Annotated in this window: 13 protein-coding genes and 2 pseudogenes; 10 read left to right on the top strand and 5 right to left on the bottom strand. The window is 69.3% G+C overall.

The window, feature by feature from the left end; all coding sequences use genetic code 11:
• Positions 1-111 precede the first annotated feature (111 nt).
• Positions 112-606 carry an SDR family NAD(P)-dependent oxidoreductase gene (locus ABZ622_RS28875; RefSeq protein WP_360548063.1) on the bottom strand — a complete coding sequence of 165 codons (495 nt, stop codon included), beginning with the start codon at positions 604-606 and terminating at the stop codon, positions 112-114.
• Positions 607-732: 126 nt separating this feature from the next.
• On the opposite strand from ABZ622_RS28875, the pseudogene ABZ622_RS28870 reads away from it, so the two are divergent.
• From ABZ622_RS28870 to ABZ622_RS28860, 3 genes and pseudogenes are all read left to right on the top strand, one after another.
• Positions 733-1,544, top strand: a pseudogene (locus ABZ622_RS28870) (helix-turn-helix transcriptional regulator).
• 234 nt (positions 1,545-1,778) lie between these two features.
• A pseudogene (locus ABZ622_RS28865) lies at positions 1,779-2,047 on the top strand (IS5/IS1182 family transposase); the annotation flags it as partial.
• A gap of 272 nt (positions 2,048-2,319) precedes the next feature.
• Positions 2,320-3,159, top strand: a complete 840-nt coding sequence (locus ABZ622_RS28860; protein WP_360548061.1) for an IS5 family transposase — start codon at positions 2,320-2,322, stop codon at positions 3,157-3,159.
• Between the two features lie 36 nt (positions 3,160-3,195).
• On the opposite strand, the gene ABZ622_RS28855 is transcribed toward ABZ622_RS28860, so the two are convergent.
• The gene (locus ABZ622_RS28855) at positions 3,196-4,086 is read right to left on the bottom strand and encodes a MurR/RpiR family transcriptional regulator (protein ID WP_360548059.1); all 891 of its coding nucleotides are present in this window, start codon (positions 4,084-4,086) and stop codon (positions 3,196-3,198) included.
• A gap of 140 nt (positions 4,087-4,226) precedes the next feature.
• On the opposite strand from ABZ622_RS28855, the gene ABZ622_RS28850 reads away from it, so the two are divergent.
• The 7 genes from ABZ622_RS28850 to ABZ622_RS28820 all read left to right on the top strand — a co-directional run bounded on the left by ABZ622_RS28850 (position 4,227) and on the right by ABZ622_RS28820 (position 11,952).
• On the top strand, positions 4,227-5,411 hold the full coding sequence (locus tag ABZ622_RS28850; protein ID WP_360548057.1) for a C45 family peptidase: 1,185 nt from the start codon (positions 4,227-4,229) through the stop codon (positions 5,409-5,411).
• 13 nt (positions 5,412-5,424) lie between these two features.
• Complete coding sequence (locus ABZ622_RS28845) at positions 5,425-7,080, top strand: ABC transporter substrate-binding protein (RefSeq protein ID WP_360548055.1); 1,656 nt, start codon at positions 5,425-5,427, stop codon at positions 7,078-7,080.
• Positions 7,081-7,086: 6 nt separating this feature from the next.
• Positions 7,087-8,034, top strand: coding sequence for an ABC transporter permease (locus ABZ622_RS28840; protein WP_317859734.1), 948 nt, complete (start codon positions 7,087-7,089; stop codon positions 8,032-8,034).
• On the top strand, positions 8,031-8,882 hold the full coding sequence (locus ABZ622_RS28835; RefSeq protein ID WP_360548052.1) for an ABC transporter permease: 852 nt from the start codon (positions 8,031-8,033) through the stop codon (positions 8,880-8,882). Before ABZ622_RS28840 ends, ABZ622_RS28835 begins: the two co-directional genes overlap by 4 nt.
• A 4-nt stretch (positions 8,883-8,886) precedes the next feature.
• Entirely contained in the window at positions 8,887-9,873 is a 987-nt protein-coding gene (locus ABZ622_RS28830; protein ID WP_360548050.1) for an ABC transporter ATP-binding protein, read from the top strand.
• Positions 9,870-10,697 carry an ATP-binding cassette domain-containing protein gene (locus ABZ622_RS28825; RefSeq protein WP_360548048.1) on the top strand — a complete coding sequence of 276 codons (828 nt, stop codon included), beginning with the start codon at positions 9,870-9,872 and terminating at the stop codon, positions 10,695-10,697. Before ABZ622_RS28830 ends, ABZ622_RS28825 begins: the two co-directional genes overlap by 4 nt.
• A gap of 772 nt (positions 10,698-11,469) precedes the next feature.
• Positions 11,470-11,952 (top strand): hypothetical protein, encoded by a 483-nt coding sequence (locus ABZ622_RS28820; RefSeq protein ID WP_360548157.1) that lies wholly within the window; start codon positions 11,470-11,472, stop codon positions 11,950-11,952.
• 117 nt (positions 11,953-12,069) lie between these two features.
• On the opposite strand, the gene ABZ622_RS28815 is transcribed toward ABZ622_RS28820, so the two are convergent.
• The 3 genes from ABZ622_RS28815 to ABZ622_RS28805 all read right to left on the bottom strand — a co-directional run bounded on the left by ABZ622_RS28815 (position 12,070) and on the right by ABZ622_RS28805 (position 14,567).
• Positions 12,070-12,441 (bottom strand): hypothetical protein, encoded by a 372-nt coding sequence (locus ABZ622_RS28815; protein ID WP_360548046.1) that lies wholly within the window; start codon positions 12,439-12,441, stop codon positions 12,070-12,072.
• Positions 12,404-13,060, bottom strand: coding sequence for an LD-carboxypeptidase (locus tag ABZ622_RS28810; protein ID WP_360548044.1), 657 nt, complete (start codon positions 13,058-13,060; stop codon positions 12,404-12,406). Before ABZ622_RS28810 ends, ABZ622_RS28815 begins: the two co-directional genes overlap by 38 nt.
• Positions 13,061-13,526: 466 nt before the next feature.
• The gene (locus ABZ622_RS28805) at positions 13,527-14,567 is read right to left on the bottom strand and encodes an Lrp/AsnC family transcriptional regulator (RefSeq protein WP_360548042.1); all 1,041 of its coding nucleotides are present in this window, start codon (positions 14,565-14,567) and stop codon (positions 13,527-13,529) included.
• Positions 14,568-14,584 lie beyond the last annotated feature (17 nt).

Below are 14,584 nucleotides of genomic sequence, written 5' to 3'. Positions count from 1 at the left end.
GACTGAGGTCTCGTCAAGCGGGCACACCATGCGCCGGGGTGCTCCGATCCGGTGTCCCTGCGGGAACGGGGTTCCCCGCCGCCGACCACCCCCGCCGACCACCTCCGCCGATCAGCTCTGAGCAGTGGGCCGGACCACGATCTCGTTCACGTCCACGTCAGCGGGCTGCTCGATCGCGTAGGCGATGGCCCGGGCCACCGCCGCGGGCTCGATGGCGACCTCGTCCCGCATGCGCGTGATGTCGCCGCGGACCCGGTCGTTGCTCGACGCCTCGGCGAAATCGGTGGCGATCAGGCCGGGTGAGACGGTGGTGACCCGCAGGGTCGGCCCTGCCTCCTGCCGCAGGCCTTCGCAGACGGCCCGCACGGCGGCCTTCGTGCCGGCGTAGACGGCCATGGCCGGGGCGATCCGGGTCACGTTCGTACGCAGATGGACCGCCTCACCACCCGACTTCTTGATCCGCGCGGTCAGATCCGCCAGCCGCTCGGTGCGACGCGCACCCAGAACCAGCCGGGCGCCGCGCTCGGCCAGCAGCAGTACGGTCGCCTCGCCGATCCCGCTGCTTGCCCCCGTAACGGCCACGACCTTGCCGGTGATGCCTGACATGACGGCCCCTTCCACACTGCTGCTCATGTATCCCTGCCGCCCCTGTCGACGGCAATGGCCAGTGTGCGGCGGCATTAGCCTGGTATCCAGAGTCGGCTTATTCTGGAATCAAAGGTGCTAGTGCCCATGTCGGAGAGCGCCCTGTCCGGCCCTCAGGAGCAGCGTCGTGAGCTCGTGGCCTTCCTGCGCAGCCGCCGCGAGCGCATCACCCCGCGCGAGGCGGGCCTGCCGTCGACCAGCCGGCGCCGCACCCCGGGGCTGCGGCGCGAAGAGCTGGCGCTGCTCGCCGGGATGAGCGCCACCTGGTACACGTATCTGGAGCAGGGCCGGGACATCCGGGCCTCGGACCAGGTCCTGGACGCCCTCGCCGGCGCCCTGCGCCTCGACGCGCACGAGCGCGACCACCTCTTCCGGCTCGCCGGACGCTCACCGGCCGCCGAGGAACCGGGGCCCGAGCCACTCGACCCGGAAGTGGCCGCCGTCCCGCTGTTGCTGCAGCCGCATCCCGCGTACGTGATCGACGGCACGTACGACGTGCTGAGCAGCAATCCGGCGACCGAAAGGGTGTTCCCGGGGCTCTTCACCGCGGGCGGGCGGCCGCCGAACTTCGCGCGCTGGGTGTTTCTCGATCCGACGGCACGGGGGTCCTGGTCGACTGGGAGCCCGAGGCGCGGGGGCTGCTCGCGCGGGTGCGTACCCTGGCCGGCGCCCCCTCCGGGGATCCGCGCTTCGGGCGGCTGGTCGACGAACTGCACGAAGGCAGCGCCGAAGTGCGGGAATGGTGGCCGCAGTTCGAGATCGAGCCACGCAGGGGCGGACACAAACGGCTCCGGTCGCCGGACGGAGACGTGGTCACGTACGCCTACACGGCGTTCCATGTGGCGGGGAGGCCGGAACAGACGCTCGTGATCTATGTGGCGCCGGGCACCGGACCTTGACGAGTTCCCGCGCAAGTGGCAGGCCCTCCGACGTCCTGGTGACGACTGTGCCATGTGCGCCGAGCACAATGAAGTGATCGGCCACGCCCGCCACAGCCCGGCGAACCAGTGCGGTCACAGGGCGTTTTCGGAGTGGCCGGCGGTGGGGTGACGACGGCGAGGACTCGACGCGCGAGGCACCCGTGCCGTTGAGCGAGTTTTTCGAAGTCTCAACTCATCGGCGCAGGTGCCTCATTGGTACCCCGTCCTGCCGCTCTCGACCTGCTCCATGCGCTGGTCGAGTGGGTCATCCCGCTCGTCGTCACCCGCGAGGGCGACCGTCGCCGCAAGCTCCCGCCGCACCAACGCGCGCTCGTCGCTCCGGTGCCTCCGCGCAAGCACAACCCCCTGGCCCGGACAGCCCACCGGCCTCGGCATCTCCGTCGGCACCTACCCACGCCCACACCACCGCGGTGATCGGCCTCCTCGCCGACGGGGCGCCCGGCCTGCTCAAGGTGTTGCGCACCCCGACCTCGCTTCAAAACGGGCATCAACTCGCGAACTGCCCTCTCAGAGGGCGTTTACGTAGGTATATTCCGGAAGGCGGCTTTACTCACTGCCCTGCATTGCCCAGTTTCGGGAGGTAAGTGAATTTCAGCGCCTCCTGCCGCGCAGACTCTGCAGTCCGTTTCACACGCTTCTGCCACTGGGATTCCGTCTGGTTTGATGATGCACCAGAATCTCCCGATGAACGGCGGAACGGTACCTTCCGGCCTTCCCGCGGCAACGCTGCGGCGTGAGCCAGCGCAAGCCGTACCCGAGCGACCTGTCCGACGCCCGATGGGCCCTGATCGAGCCGACCCTGACGGCATGGCGGAAAGCGCGGCTCGACCGTCGCCCCACCGGACAGCCGGCGAAAGTCGAACTTCGTGACGTGTTCAACGCAATCCTCTACGTGAACCGCACCGGAATTCCCTGGAAGTACGTCCCGCACGACTTCCCGAGCCACGGCACCGTCTACGCCTACTACGCCGCGTGGCGCGACGAGGGAATCTTCACCCAGCTCAATTACGACCTCACCGCGCTGGCTCGCGTGAAAGAAGGCCGCAAGCCTGAACCCACAGGCTCCGTCATCGACACCCAGAGCATCAAAACCTCCACCAACGTGCCCGTGACCAGCCAGGGGACGGACGCCGCCAAGAAGATCGTCGGCCGGAAGCGAGGCATCCTCACCGACACGATCGGCCTGCTCCTCGCCGCGACCGTCACCGCCGCCAGCCTCTCCGAAAACGCCTTGGGAATACGCCTCCTCGACCAGGCCAAAAGCACCTACCCAACCATCGTCAAGAGTTGGGTCGACACCGGCTTCAAGAAAACCGTTGTCGAACACGGCGCCACCCTCGGAATCGACGTCGAAGTAGTCAACAGAAACCCCGGAGTTCGCGGCTTTCACGTCGTGAAAAGGCGCTGGGTAGTCGAGCGGAGCATCGGCTGGATCATGATGCACCGACGCCTCGCTCGCGACTACGAGACCCTCGATGCCAGCTCCGAAGCCATGATCCACATCGCTTCGATCGACAACCTCGCAAAGCGCATAACGGACGAGACCACACCGACCTGGCGAGGGACTTACTAGGGCATAAGCGGCAATTCAACTACACCAAACGCCCTCTCAGGGCCGCCGCTTGGGATCCAGCAACTGCTCACGCAGCGCGGTGAGCTGGTGCGAGGACTCCACCGCCCGGGTCTCGTCGAGCGTGGCCAGCGCAAGCAGCAGTGCGTCCGCGACAAGCAGCCCTGTCAGCGATTCCGCTGTGATCCCGGTCGGGGTGTGCGGTGCGGTCAGGACCGCCTCGACCCGGTCCGCATATGCCTCGCCCAGCTCGTCCGTCACGAGTACGACCTTGGCGCCGACCGCGCGGGCCCGCTCCATCATGACGGTCAGCTCCACCAGCCGGCGGCCCGGCTGGAAGATCACCACACTGTCGCCCTGCTCCAGGGCCAGCAGCTGGTCCGCGAGGGCGAAGCCCGTCTCGGAGACGAAGCGGGCCCGTCGGCCGATCCGGCCGAGCGCCAACGCCAAGTGGCGGGCGCCCGGTTCGGAGGCGGCGATTCCGTAACAGAACACCTCGCGCGCCTCGGCGAGGGCGGTCACCGAGCGCTTCAGGGCTTCCGGTTCAGTGAGGCGCCTGGTGTGGTCGATGCGGTCCTGGGCCTCGTCGAAGACATCGGCCCAGATGGACTCCAGGTCCTGACCCACATGCGCGATGCGCTGCTTGAGACGCTCCTCGGGGGAGACGGCCGCGGTGAAGTCGTTGGCCAGCTCGCGCTTCAGGGCGGGCAACCCCGCGTACCCGAGGCGTTGCAGCGCTCTTACGACGGTGGCGTTGCTGGTGGAGCTGGCGGCCCCCAGCTCCTGGGCGCTGACGAAGAGCAGCTGCCCGACAGGAGCGCTGACCAGGTGCTGCGCAACGGCTCGCTCAGACGCGGACAGACCCTCCCATTGATCGCGAATCGCCGCGCGCAGCCGAGTCGCGCCGGCCCCATTCTCTGGAATCTCCATTACAACCATTGACTTCCGTGTGACCGACGTTACTGTTCCTGGGCAGTGCGTTCCAATCGGAACGCAACCCGTAATCGACGTTACAGGACTGTCGCGGTCCCGTGGCGCCGTTCGGAGCGCGTTCCAGAGCGAGGAGAAGCATGGCACCCCGTCCCACGGCCCCCGGGCCCGCCCGGGTCCTCCCGGTCATCGAGATCTCCGGCAGCCCGCTCCAGCGCGGCCGCCAGTACGGCGAGGCAGTGCGGCCCCAAGTACACGCCGCGCTCGGCTACTACGAGGAGGCCTTCGGCCAGTCCGCAGGCCTGACCTGGGACCGGGTCACCGCCCGAGCCGCCCACTGGCTGGAGCCAGTACGCGACTACGCACCCCACCTCGTCGACGAGATGCAGGGCATCGCGGACGGCGCCGGTGTCAGCCTGCTCGACGTCCTCGCCCTGAACGCCCGGGGCGAGGTCATCTACGACAAGTCCTTCGCACAGATGGACGCCGACGGGCGAGCGAGCGAGGAAGAGCCCGCTGAGGGCTGCACCTCCTTCGCCGTCCACGGCGAAGCCAGCGGCGACGGGCACGTCTACGCCGGGCAGAACTGGGACTGGCGGGCCGGCGTCGCCGACACCGTCGTCATGATCAGGATTGTCCAGCCCCCCAAGCCGACTCTGATCATGCAGGTCGAGGCCGGACAGATCGGCCGCCAGGGCGCCAATTCCGCCGGGCTCGCCTTCAACGCCAACGGCCTCGGCGGCCGATTCAGCGATGCGATCGGGCTGCCCCAGACCGTCGTACGCCGAAGCGTCCTGGACCAGAGCAACATCACCGACGCCCTCGATGTGCTCTGCCGAACCCGGGCACATATCGCCAGCAACGCCCTGCTCACCTGTCGTGAGGGCTTCGCCATCGACCTGGAGACCACCCCGGCCGGGCACGGCTGGATGTATCCGACCGATGGCCTGCTCGTGCACGGCAACCACTACCAGGCAGGCATTCCCGCACCGCTGGCCGCTGCCGGCTACCGGCCCATGTCGTCCGATTCCCTGGTCCGCGTCCCCCGAGCCGCGGAAGGGCTGAAGGCACTGCGCGGCTCCGCCGGCCCCGACGAGTCGCGCAGGATCATCCGTCGGGCGATGTCGGACCACCTCGGCCACCCCGAATCCCTGTGCACCCACCCCGATCCGCGCCGGCCGCTGCTCGAGCGGTGGACCACCCTCGTCTCCTCCCTGGCCGACCTCACCTCAGGTGACTATCACGTGACCGCGGGTACCCCCTGCGACCGCGAGTACCAGCACCTTCCCTGGAACCTCTACGACGGCCCGTACGGCCAGAACTGACAGGAACTCAGTGATGACGCACACCTCTTCGAGAAAGTCGGTCCTGGCCGCGGGCCTCGTCGCGGCGACCCTCGTCGCGGCCGCGGGCTGTAGCGGAGCGACCCAGAACACCGCAGGCGGCTCCCGGACCGCAGACGCGGCCACGCTCGACCTCACCCCGACCACCACGCCGGCCAAGGGCGAACTCACCAACGCCAACTGGCTCCTGGAGGACGAGCCGGACTCGCTCGACCTGGACACCCAGGGATCGAGCGCGGGCCGCGTCGTGCTCACCAACGTCTGCGAGCGGCTGTATCAGCTCCAGCCGGACATGTCGACGAAGCCGTTCCTCGCCGAGAAGGCCGAAACCCCGGACGACAAGACCCTCGTACTGACCCTGCGCTCCGGTGTCACCTTCCACGACGGCACCCCGATGACCGCCGACGACGTGCTCTGGAGCCTGAAGCGGCACGCCGACCCGGACATGGAACAGGGCGACGAGTTCGACAACATCGCAGCGATGGAGAAGACCGGCGACCGCCGGATCACCATCTCCTTCAAGGCGCCGGACGCCATGTTCTTCAAGGCACTCGCCGGTGACGCGGGCATCGTCTGGAACAAGGAACAGGTCGAGAAGGCGGGCAAGGACTTCGGAACACCGGGACACCCCGACGCCTGCACCGGCCCCTACAGCCTGAGCAGTTGGAAATCCGGCGACTCCATCACCATCGAGCGCTCCGACGCGTACTGGGGCAAGAAGCCCCTGACGAAACAGGTCACCTTCCGCTGGGCCGCCGACAGCGCCCTCGTCAACGCCCTGACGACCGGCGCCGCCGACGGTGCCTACGCCGAATCGCCCAACACGGCGGCGGCTCTCCAGGACAAGAAGGGCATCGAGCAGCACTACGGTCCCTCCACCGCCTCCCTCGTCCTCATCCCGACCGGGCGCGGCGGACTGAAGGACGCGAAGGTCCGCCGGGCGCTCTCGCTCGCGCTGGACCGCAAGGGCATCGCCGCATCCGGCTACGGCGGCATGGTCCAGCCCTGGAGCACCCCGGTCGGCTCCGGCGCCTGGGGCTACGAGAAGCCCGTCTTCGAGGCCGCCCAGAAGGCCGTCGCCTATGCCCCCGCCGCCCCGACCGCCGAGGATCTCGCCGCGGCCAAGAACCTGGTGAAGGAGGCGGACACCGACACCACCGAGCCGGTAGTGATCGGCACGGACGCCAGCCAGGGCCGTTCCGTCGTCGCCAACGCCGTACGCGCCGCGCTCCAGCGGATCGGCCTCAAGGGGCAGATCAAAACCGTGCCGACCTCGCAGTTCGAGCAGTTCTACAGTGACCCGCAGGCCCGCGCCGACATCGATGTGCTGGTCGGTGACTGGTACATCTCCAAGGCCGATCCCATGGGCTTCTACGACAACGCGCTGTCCGACTCCTCCAACAACTGGGTGGGCTTCAAGGACGCCGCGTACGACGCCAAGGTGAAGAAGGCGCTCTCCACGCTCGACGACGCCGAGCGCGCGAAGCTCACGGTCGACATCCAGAAGACGTTCACGGACGCCGCCGTCTGGATCTCGGTCGCCCAAGTGCCCTCCGTTCTCGTCCTCAACGAGAAACTGACCGGACCGCCCGCCTCCATGGCCTATCTCTACTACCCGTGGGCCGCCGAACTCGGCTCGAAGAAGGGCTGATCGCGCATGCTCGCCCGGATCTCCCGGCGGCTGGCCGGACTGCTGGCCACACTCCTCGCCGCCTCCTTCGTCATCTTCGCCGCTGTGTACGCGGCGCCCGGCGACCCCGCGGTCTTCCTTGCCGGGGGACGCGACAAGCTCTCCCCGGAGAAGCTGGAACTGGTCAGGGCCCAGTACCACCTCGACGAGCCCCTCGTCGTGCAGTACGGGCGCTGGCTCGGCGACTGCGTTCAGCTGGACCTCGGCCGTTCCTTCAAGTACAGCGACCAGGTCGCCGATCTGCTGGCCGCCCGCTTCCCGACGACGCTCACCCTCGTGGCGTACGCGACCGTCCTCTTCGTCGTCCTCGGAGTCGGCGCCGGCGTGCTCGCCGCCGTCCGCCGCGGCACCTGGATCGACTCGACGGTCGTCGGCGGCACGACCCTGGCTGCCTCCGTGCCGTCCTTCGTCTCCGCCATCGCCCTGGTCGCGGTCTTCGGCGTCCAGCTCGGCTGGTTCCCGGTGACCGGCAGGGGCGAGGGGTTCGCGGGCACCGTGCACCATCTGACGCTGCCCGCCCTGTCCCTGGCGCTCGGCGCGCTCGCCCTGATCAGTCGTGTGACCAGGCAGTCGATGGTCGACGCGGGCGCGGCCGACCATGTCGAGGTCGCCCGAGCGTCCGGCATCCGCGAACGGGAGATCGTGGTCCGGCACGTGCTGCGCAACGCCCTCGGCCCGATCGTCACCATGTGCGGTCTGGTCATGGCGGGCATGCTGGCCGGCACGGTTGTCGTGGAGACCGCTTTCGGGATCAGCGGCATCGGCTCGCTGCTCGTCGGCGCCATCAACACGCACGACTTCCCCGTCGCGCAGGCCGTACTCCTGCTCATGGTCACCGGCTACATCGTCGTGACCACCCTCGTCGACCTGGTGCACCCCCTGCTCGACCCGCGAGTGAAGGAGGCCTCCGCATGAGCGCGCCCACCCTCGACCGCGTCAGTCCGAAGACCGGGAAGGAGCGGCTTCCGGCGGGTTTGGCGATCGCCGGCGGGACACTCGTCGTGGTCGTCCTGGCGGCGCTCCTCGCACCGCTTCTCGCCCCCTACGCCCCCGATGCCATCGACCTCTCCGCGTCCCTGGTCGGCACCGGCCCGGAACATCTGCTCGGCACCGACTCCTCCGGACAGGACCTCCTCTCGCGGGTGTTGTACGGGGCCCGCACCAGCCTTGTCGCCCCGATCCTCCTGCTGGCCATCGCCGCCGTCCTCGGCGTCACCCTCGGCACACTCGCCGCATGGCGTGGCGGCTGGGTCGACACGGTGGTCTCCCGCCTCACCGACGTCATGTACGCCTTCCCAGGACTGCTGTTCACCGTTCTGATCATCGCGGTCTTCGGCGCCGGAATGACGACCTCCGTGCTCGCCCTCGGTCTCGCCTACACACCGACCGTCGCCAAATACACCCGCTCGGTGGCACTCTCCGAACGTCGCAAGCCCTACATCGACGCCTATGGCGTCCAGGGCATGGGCGGAGCCCGGATCTGTGCCCGCTACCTCATCCCCAACCTCGGCCGTTCGATCACCGGCTATCTGGTCGTGCTGTTCGGCGAGGCCCTGATGTCCCTGGCCACCCTCTCCTACCTGGGCTTCGGCGCCCAGCCGCCCAGCTCCGACTGGGGTCTGATGGTGCAGGAGGGGCAGGCAGCCGTCGTCCAGGGCGCGCTCCTGCCGGCCCTGGTGCCCGGCCTCGCCATCGCCCTCGTCGTGGTGTCCTTCAACGTCGTCGGGGTCTGGGCCGCCGACCGACTCGGCAGCAGGAGGTAGCCGCATGCTCCTCGACATCGAAAACCTCACCCTCGAACTCCCGGGCACAGCCCGGCCCGTCCTCGACCGTGTCTCCCTGCGAGTGGCAAGTGGCGAAGTGGTCGGCCTGGTCGGCGAGTCCGGCTCGGGCAAGTCGACGACCGCCAGGGCGGCGCTGCGTACGCTCCCCGACAGGACGGCTGTCTCCGGTTCGATCCGCGTCGACGGCACGGACGTCCTCGCACTGACCGGCGACGCCCTGCGCCGGCACCGGGCCCGTACGGTCGCGATGGTCCACCAGGATCCGCGCTCCGCTCTCAACCCGGTCCGCCGCATCGGCGACTTCCTGGTCGAACGGCTGACGGGGACCGGGCTCGACAGGAAGGCAGCTCGTACCCGAGCCGTCGAACTCCTCGACACGGTCGGCCTCTCCGACCCGGAACGCCGGTCCCGCCAATACCCGCACGAGCTCTCAGGAGGCATGCTCCAGCGCGTCGTCATCGCGGGTGCGCTGGCCGCCGAGCCAAGGCTGCTCCTCGCCGACGAGGCGACCAGCGCCCTGGACGTCACCACTCAGGCCGAGATCCTCGCTCTCCTGCGCACCCTGCGTGCCGATCGGAGCCTGGGGCTCCTGTTCATCACACACGATCTCCAACTGGCCGCTGCGTACTGCGACCGGGTGTACGTGATGTACGCGGGCCGGGTCGTCGAGGAGCAGCCCGCCGGTGGCCTCTTCGACCGGCCCCGCCACCCGTACACGAAGGGGCTCCTGGCCTGCTCCCCGACGCTCGGGGAGGGGCAGCGGACGATCCTCCCGATCCCGGGGCGCCCGCCGTCGCTCGCGGACGCGTTCGGCGGCTGTGAATTCGCCGAGCGCTGTCCGGACGCCGAACCGGAGTGTTCGACCTGGCGGCCCGAGCCGGTGCCGCTGGACGGCGAGGGTACTGCGACCTGTCGCCGCCTGCCCGTGCTGCTGCCGGGCACGGGCACTGAGAGGAGGAGCGACCGATGACCACCACGACAACGAAAGCCGCACCACTGCTGGCCGTGGACGGACTGCGCAAGACATACGGGCTGCCCGGCGGAGGCCGCCTCACCGCTGCCGACGGCATCACCTTCACCGTCCCGGCGGGCGGTTCACTCGGAATCGTCGGCGAGTCCGGGTCCGGCAAGACAACCGTGGCCAGGATGCTGGTAGGTCTCGTACGTCCGGATGCGGGCAGCATCTCCGTCTCCGGACGGTCCCGCGCCGCGCGTACCCCGCGCGGCCGGGAGGCCCGGCTGGCACGGGCCCGGGAGATCCAGATGGTGTTCCAGGACCCGTATGTCTCCCTGGACCCCCGGCTCACCGCCCGCCAGTGCCTCACCACGGCCCTGCGTCTGCACGGCCGGGAGGCGACCGTGGCCGACGGGCTGCTCGACCGGGTGGGGCTCGGCGCCCGGGAGGCGGAGGCCAGGCCACACGGCCTCTCCGGCGGCCAACGGCAACGCCTGGCCATCGCAAGGGCGCTGGCGGTCGACCCGAAGGTATTGGTCCTCGACGAGGCAGTGGCCGCGCTGGACGTCTCGATCCAAGCGCAGATCCTTCAGCTCCTGAGCGAGATCCGCCGGGACACCGGGGTGGCGCTGGTCTTCGTCAGCCACGACCTGGCGGTAGTCCACCACATCACCGACGAGGTCGTGGTGATGCGCCGCGGAACGGTGGTGGAGCAAGGACCGACGGCCGAGGTGCTGGCCGGTCCGCAAGACCCCTACACCCGGCTCCTGCTGGCCTCGGTGCCACGAGCCGGCTGGAATCCGGCGGATGCGGTCAATGCCCGGGCCGCCATGGCCTGAGCCACTGCCCCGGCGCACAGCGGATGACGCAGGACTCGTCACTTCTCCTCCCAGCCGAATGGAAGTCCACCGTCACGCGCTCGCCCCGGTGCGCAGCCCGGCATCCGCTGCCCCGGCGCCGGCCAGGTCCTGCCTGACGACGCACTTATCCACATCGGTGAACAGCGGTGTCCTCTTGGGATTCGCGCACCCACGCTCCCAGGAGGGCACTGCGTTCAGCCCGCCCTACCGTCCCAATGGCACTCACGGCCGCCCGACGGGCACCGCGTCGACTCCGGGACCGACCCGGTCGACCTCGCCTCGGGAAGGACATTCCCGCCCAGACCGGCCTGGTGTTGCCGGGAACCCTGCCGCTGTCCTCCCGCCGGTTCTTTCGCCAGGGCCATCGACCTCGTGGCAAGGCCCGGGTGTCCACCCCGTTCACCGTCTGGGACCCTCTCGGCCTGTCGCCGCACTCGCAGTTCAAAGGCTTGGGCCGGCTGACGGACAGCTCCTTGAACGCCCGTCGGGCCAGTACCGGCGGCTCGTCACCGACCGGAGCTACGAGCAGCAGCGGATCCTGCCGGATGGCCGGAAGATCCATGTCGACGGCGGTCGGCGGCCGGCGGAACTGCTGGATCTGGAGGCACGGGTGTCCGCTGCAGGGGTGTCCAATGAATGGGGTGCCGCGCATGTGAACGAAGCGCGGTCCAAGGCCCTCCCCGAAACCGGCGCCGGCGGGCAGCTGAGGGCGTATCACGTGCCCGACAACGGCAGGAGTGGAATGAGTTTCATGGCCGCGGTGATCGCAATGCTGGAAGAGCTCAGGGGCCTCGCCCCGCTGACCGCAGAGGGCGTGGCGGCCCGGTTCTCGGCTCGGAAGTGGACGCCCGGGGGCAAGCCCCGTGACGGTGTGGAGACGTCGTGGGACAAGGACGGCGTCGGAGGCTGGATCCAGACGCTCGATGGTGGGGCGGTCTTCGTCTCGTTCGCCGTCTGGATCCGCGACGTCGACGAGTCGGGCTACTTCGACGACCTGGATGCCGTCTACGAGCAGGGGGAGCAGGTGCTGGCCGACTTCCTGCCCGAGATCGAGGAGTCCTCTCTCGCCGGCCACCTCGTCGAGGCCGAGCAAACGGAGGCTGACAGGGACGAGTTCATCAGGGTGCAGAAGTGGACCCTCGACGGCCGGATCCTGACCGCCGGTGTGATCCAGCAGGACACCGACCTTCCGGTGATGGTCGTGGTGGCGCTGGAGGAGCCCGGTGCCGCCTGAGCCACTCCGCGCACACCAGGAAGCCCGCGCCCCACCGGGGGCGCCTGTGCACCGGCCGACGGACTTACGAGCCGTTTTCCCGGCGCATCGCCGAGGGCCGCTCGATCGCGACGATGCTCAGCTGACCGGTCCCGTCATCGCGTGCGGCCGTACCGTCGGTTCAAGCAGCGACAACGTCCGCTGCTGCGCATCGAGACCGACGCGGATGCCGACCGGCATCGGCAGGTTCGGCCCGGCATGTCCGAACTCGACGTTGCCCAGGGCCGGGATGTCACGGCCGCCGAGGACGTCGAGGACCATCTCGGGGAGGCTCGGGGACGCGTTGGGCGTCTCAAGCATGCCGGAGATTCGATCGAGGATGCCGCAGTGCCTCAGTGTCTGCAGATAGCTCCACACGTGCGATGCCAGGCCGCCCATCTCCTCCCAGAACAGCACCGCGCCGTCGAACCACTCAAGCGGCAGCGCGTAGGGCGTCGCCTGCACCAGCACGATGCGATTGAGCAGGCCGCCGATCAGGCGCCCTTCGGCACCCAGGACGCCAGCACTCCCACGACGGGGTGGTGGGCAGCGCACCGATCGCCTCAGTGCCGGTCAGCAGCGTCGAGTAGAGCCTCTCAAGTTCCGCTCTGCGCGCGGCGGGCGCGGCCTGCCACGCCCCACCGAGACCGGGCGTGGCCAGGTCGGTATGGAACCCGACCAGACCTGTGCGCGCATAGAGCACCAGATGCAGCAGCGAGGTGTCGCTGTGGCCGAGGATCGGCTTGGGGTCGGCAGCGATCGCCTCGACGTCGATCAGGTCGAGATAGCCGAGCGCCGTCTGGCCGCCGTCATGCGCGATGATCGCGCGCACCTCAGGATCGCGCAGGAGAGCGTTGAGCTCCTCGGCGATCTCCACCGGCCGAGCCGCGCTCCACCAATGGTGCCGACCAGCCTCAAGGAGCGGCGACCGACGCACACGGAATCCCATACGCTCAAGCACGACCACCGCCTGTTCGAGGTCGGGCTCGTAAACGGCATGGAGCGGCCCGGACAGCGACGCGACAACGACGAGATCTCCTGGCCTCAGGGCACGAGGCCGAAGCAGTTGAGGCAGTGCGGAACCGGTCACCGACGCAGTCTCCCGACGCGCCCGACAGCACGCCACACATTTACCGAGACGATCCGGCCCGCACACCCCGGCCGGTCCGACACATGCGGTTCGTCCGGTGCCTGCTGAGCGAGTTGCTGCCCGACTGTGCCTGAGCCCGAAGCCGCACGAAGAGCCAGACGCTGGAGCCGGTCGCGCTCAGAGCCAGGCGCTGGAGCCGATCGTGCTCCTGGACTGGCGGACACCGGCTCTGCGGCAGGCGTCGGCGAACGCCCGGCTCGTGTACTGGGCGCCTCGGCCGGTGTGTACGACGGCCCCGGCCAGACTGCCGGGGCACTGCCCGGCGGTGGCCGACGCGTCGGTGACAGGCCCGGTGCGCGTGTGATCGGCAAAGGCCCAGCCGGCCCGGCAGTTCAAGGTTCCGGCAGACGAACCGCACCGCCCGGCCTCCATGTGGTTCGAGGTTCTCGACGCCACCGGGCACGGGTCAGAGCTGTGGCAGGGAGAAGGGAACATGCCCGGTGGCACGGCCGGTGGTGTCGAGCAGTCGTCCCATGCGCTTGCGTGAGTGGAGGACTACGGTGCGGTCGTTGACCCGCAGACTCGGGAAGCGCTCCGCGAGCTGTGCTTCGAAGGGGTCGATGGCGTGCAAGCCGCGCAGCCAGACCATCACGAGCAGGTTGTCGGAACCGCTGACGGACACGGCCAGGCGGACTTCCTCCATCCGGGCCAGCGCTTGGCCCGTGCCTTCGAGGTGGGTGTGAGGGGTGGCGGTGCGGTAGAGCACGACCGTCGAGAGCCCCGCGAGGGGATGGGCCAGATCGCAGCGGAAGGTGATGTCTCCGTCCCGGATCATCCGCAGAAGACGGCGCCGGGCGGTGTGCTCGCTCATCCCCGCCGCGGCCCCGAGACCGCTGTAGCCGAGGCGTCCGTCGCGGCCGAGGGCTTCCAGGAGAGCTCGGTCCTCCGGCGGAGGCAGGTGGTGCATATGGGCGCTGTACACGGTCGGACGTGCGGTGCGCGGAGTGGAGAGTTCCGCGTGCCCGGCGGGCTCCATGGCCCGCATCCGCCAGTCACCGCCCTCGCTGTACAGCGTGATGCCGAGGCGGGTACGGGTGGACCGTACACCGTCCAGACCGCCGATCAGGCCATGGACCGAGCGGCCGAGGGCAGGCAGATCGGCTGCGGCGACGGACGCCAGGAGGTCGAAGTCGCCCGCGGTTTCGTCGACGCTGAAGACCCAGGGCATGTCGGCCAGGGCGATGCTGACGGATTCGAGCGCCCGCGGCCGACACCGCACCTCGACATAGGCGACGGTGGCCGACTTCGCCGCGTCGTACGCGGTGACCCAAGCCAGGCCGTTCGCGCACAGCCGTTCCCAGCGGCGCGCCGCCGTGGTCGCGTCGACGCCCAGTGCCTGGCCGATCCGGGACCAGGGCGCCCGGGGAGCGGCCTGGAGCGCGTCGACGAGAGCCAGGTCCAGTTCGGAGAAGAGCGCGCCGGGACTCGTGTCGCGGGAATCCGGCACCACAGCTCCCTCCACAA

This window comes from Streptomyces sp. NPDC007164 (genome assembly GCF_040634135.1).
In the GTDB taxonomy this organism is placed as follows: Bacteria; Actinomycetota; Actinomycetes; order Streptomycetales; family Streptomycetaceae; genus Streptomyces; species Streptomyces sanglieri.
Note: the sequence above shows the minus strand (reverse complement) of the source record. Positions and strands in the feature narration are given on the sequence as shown.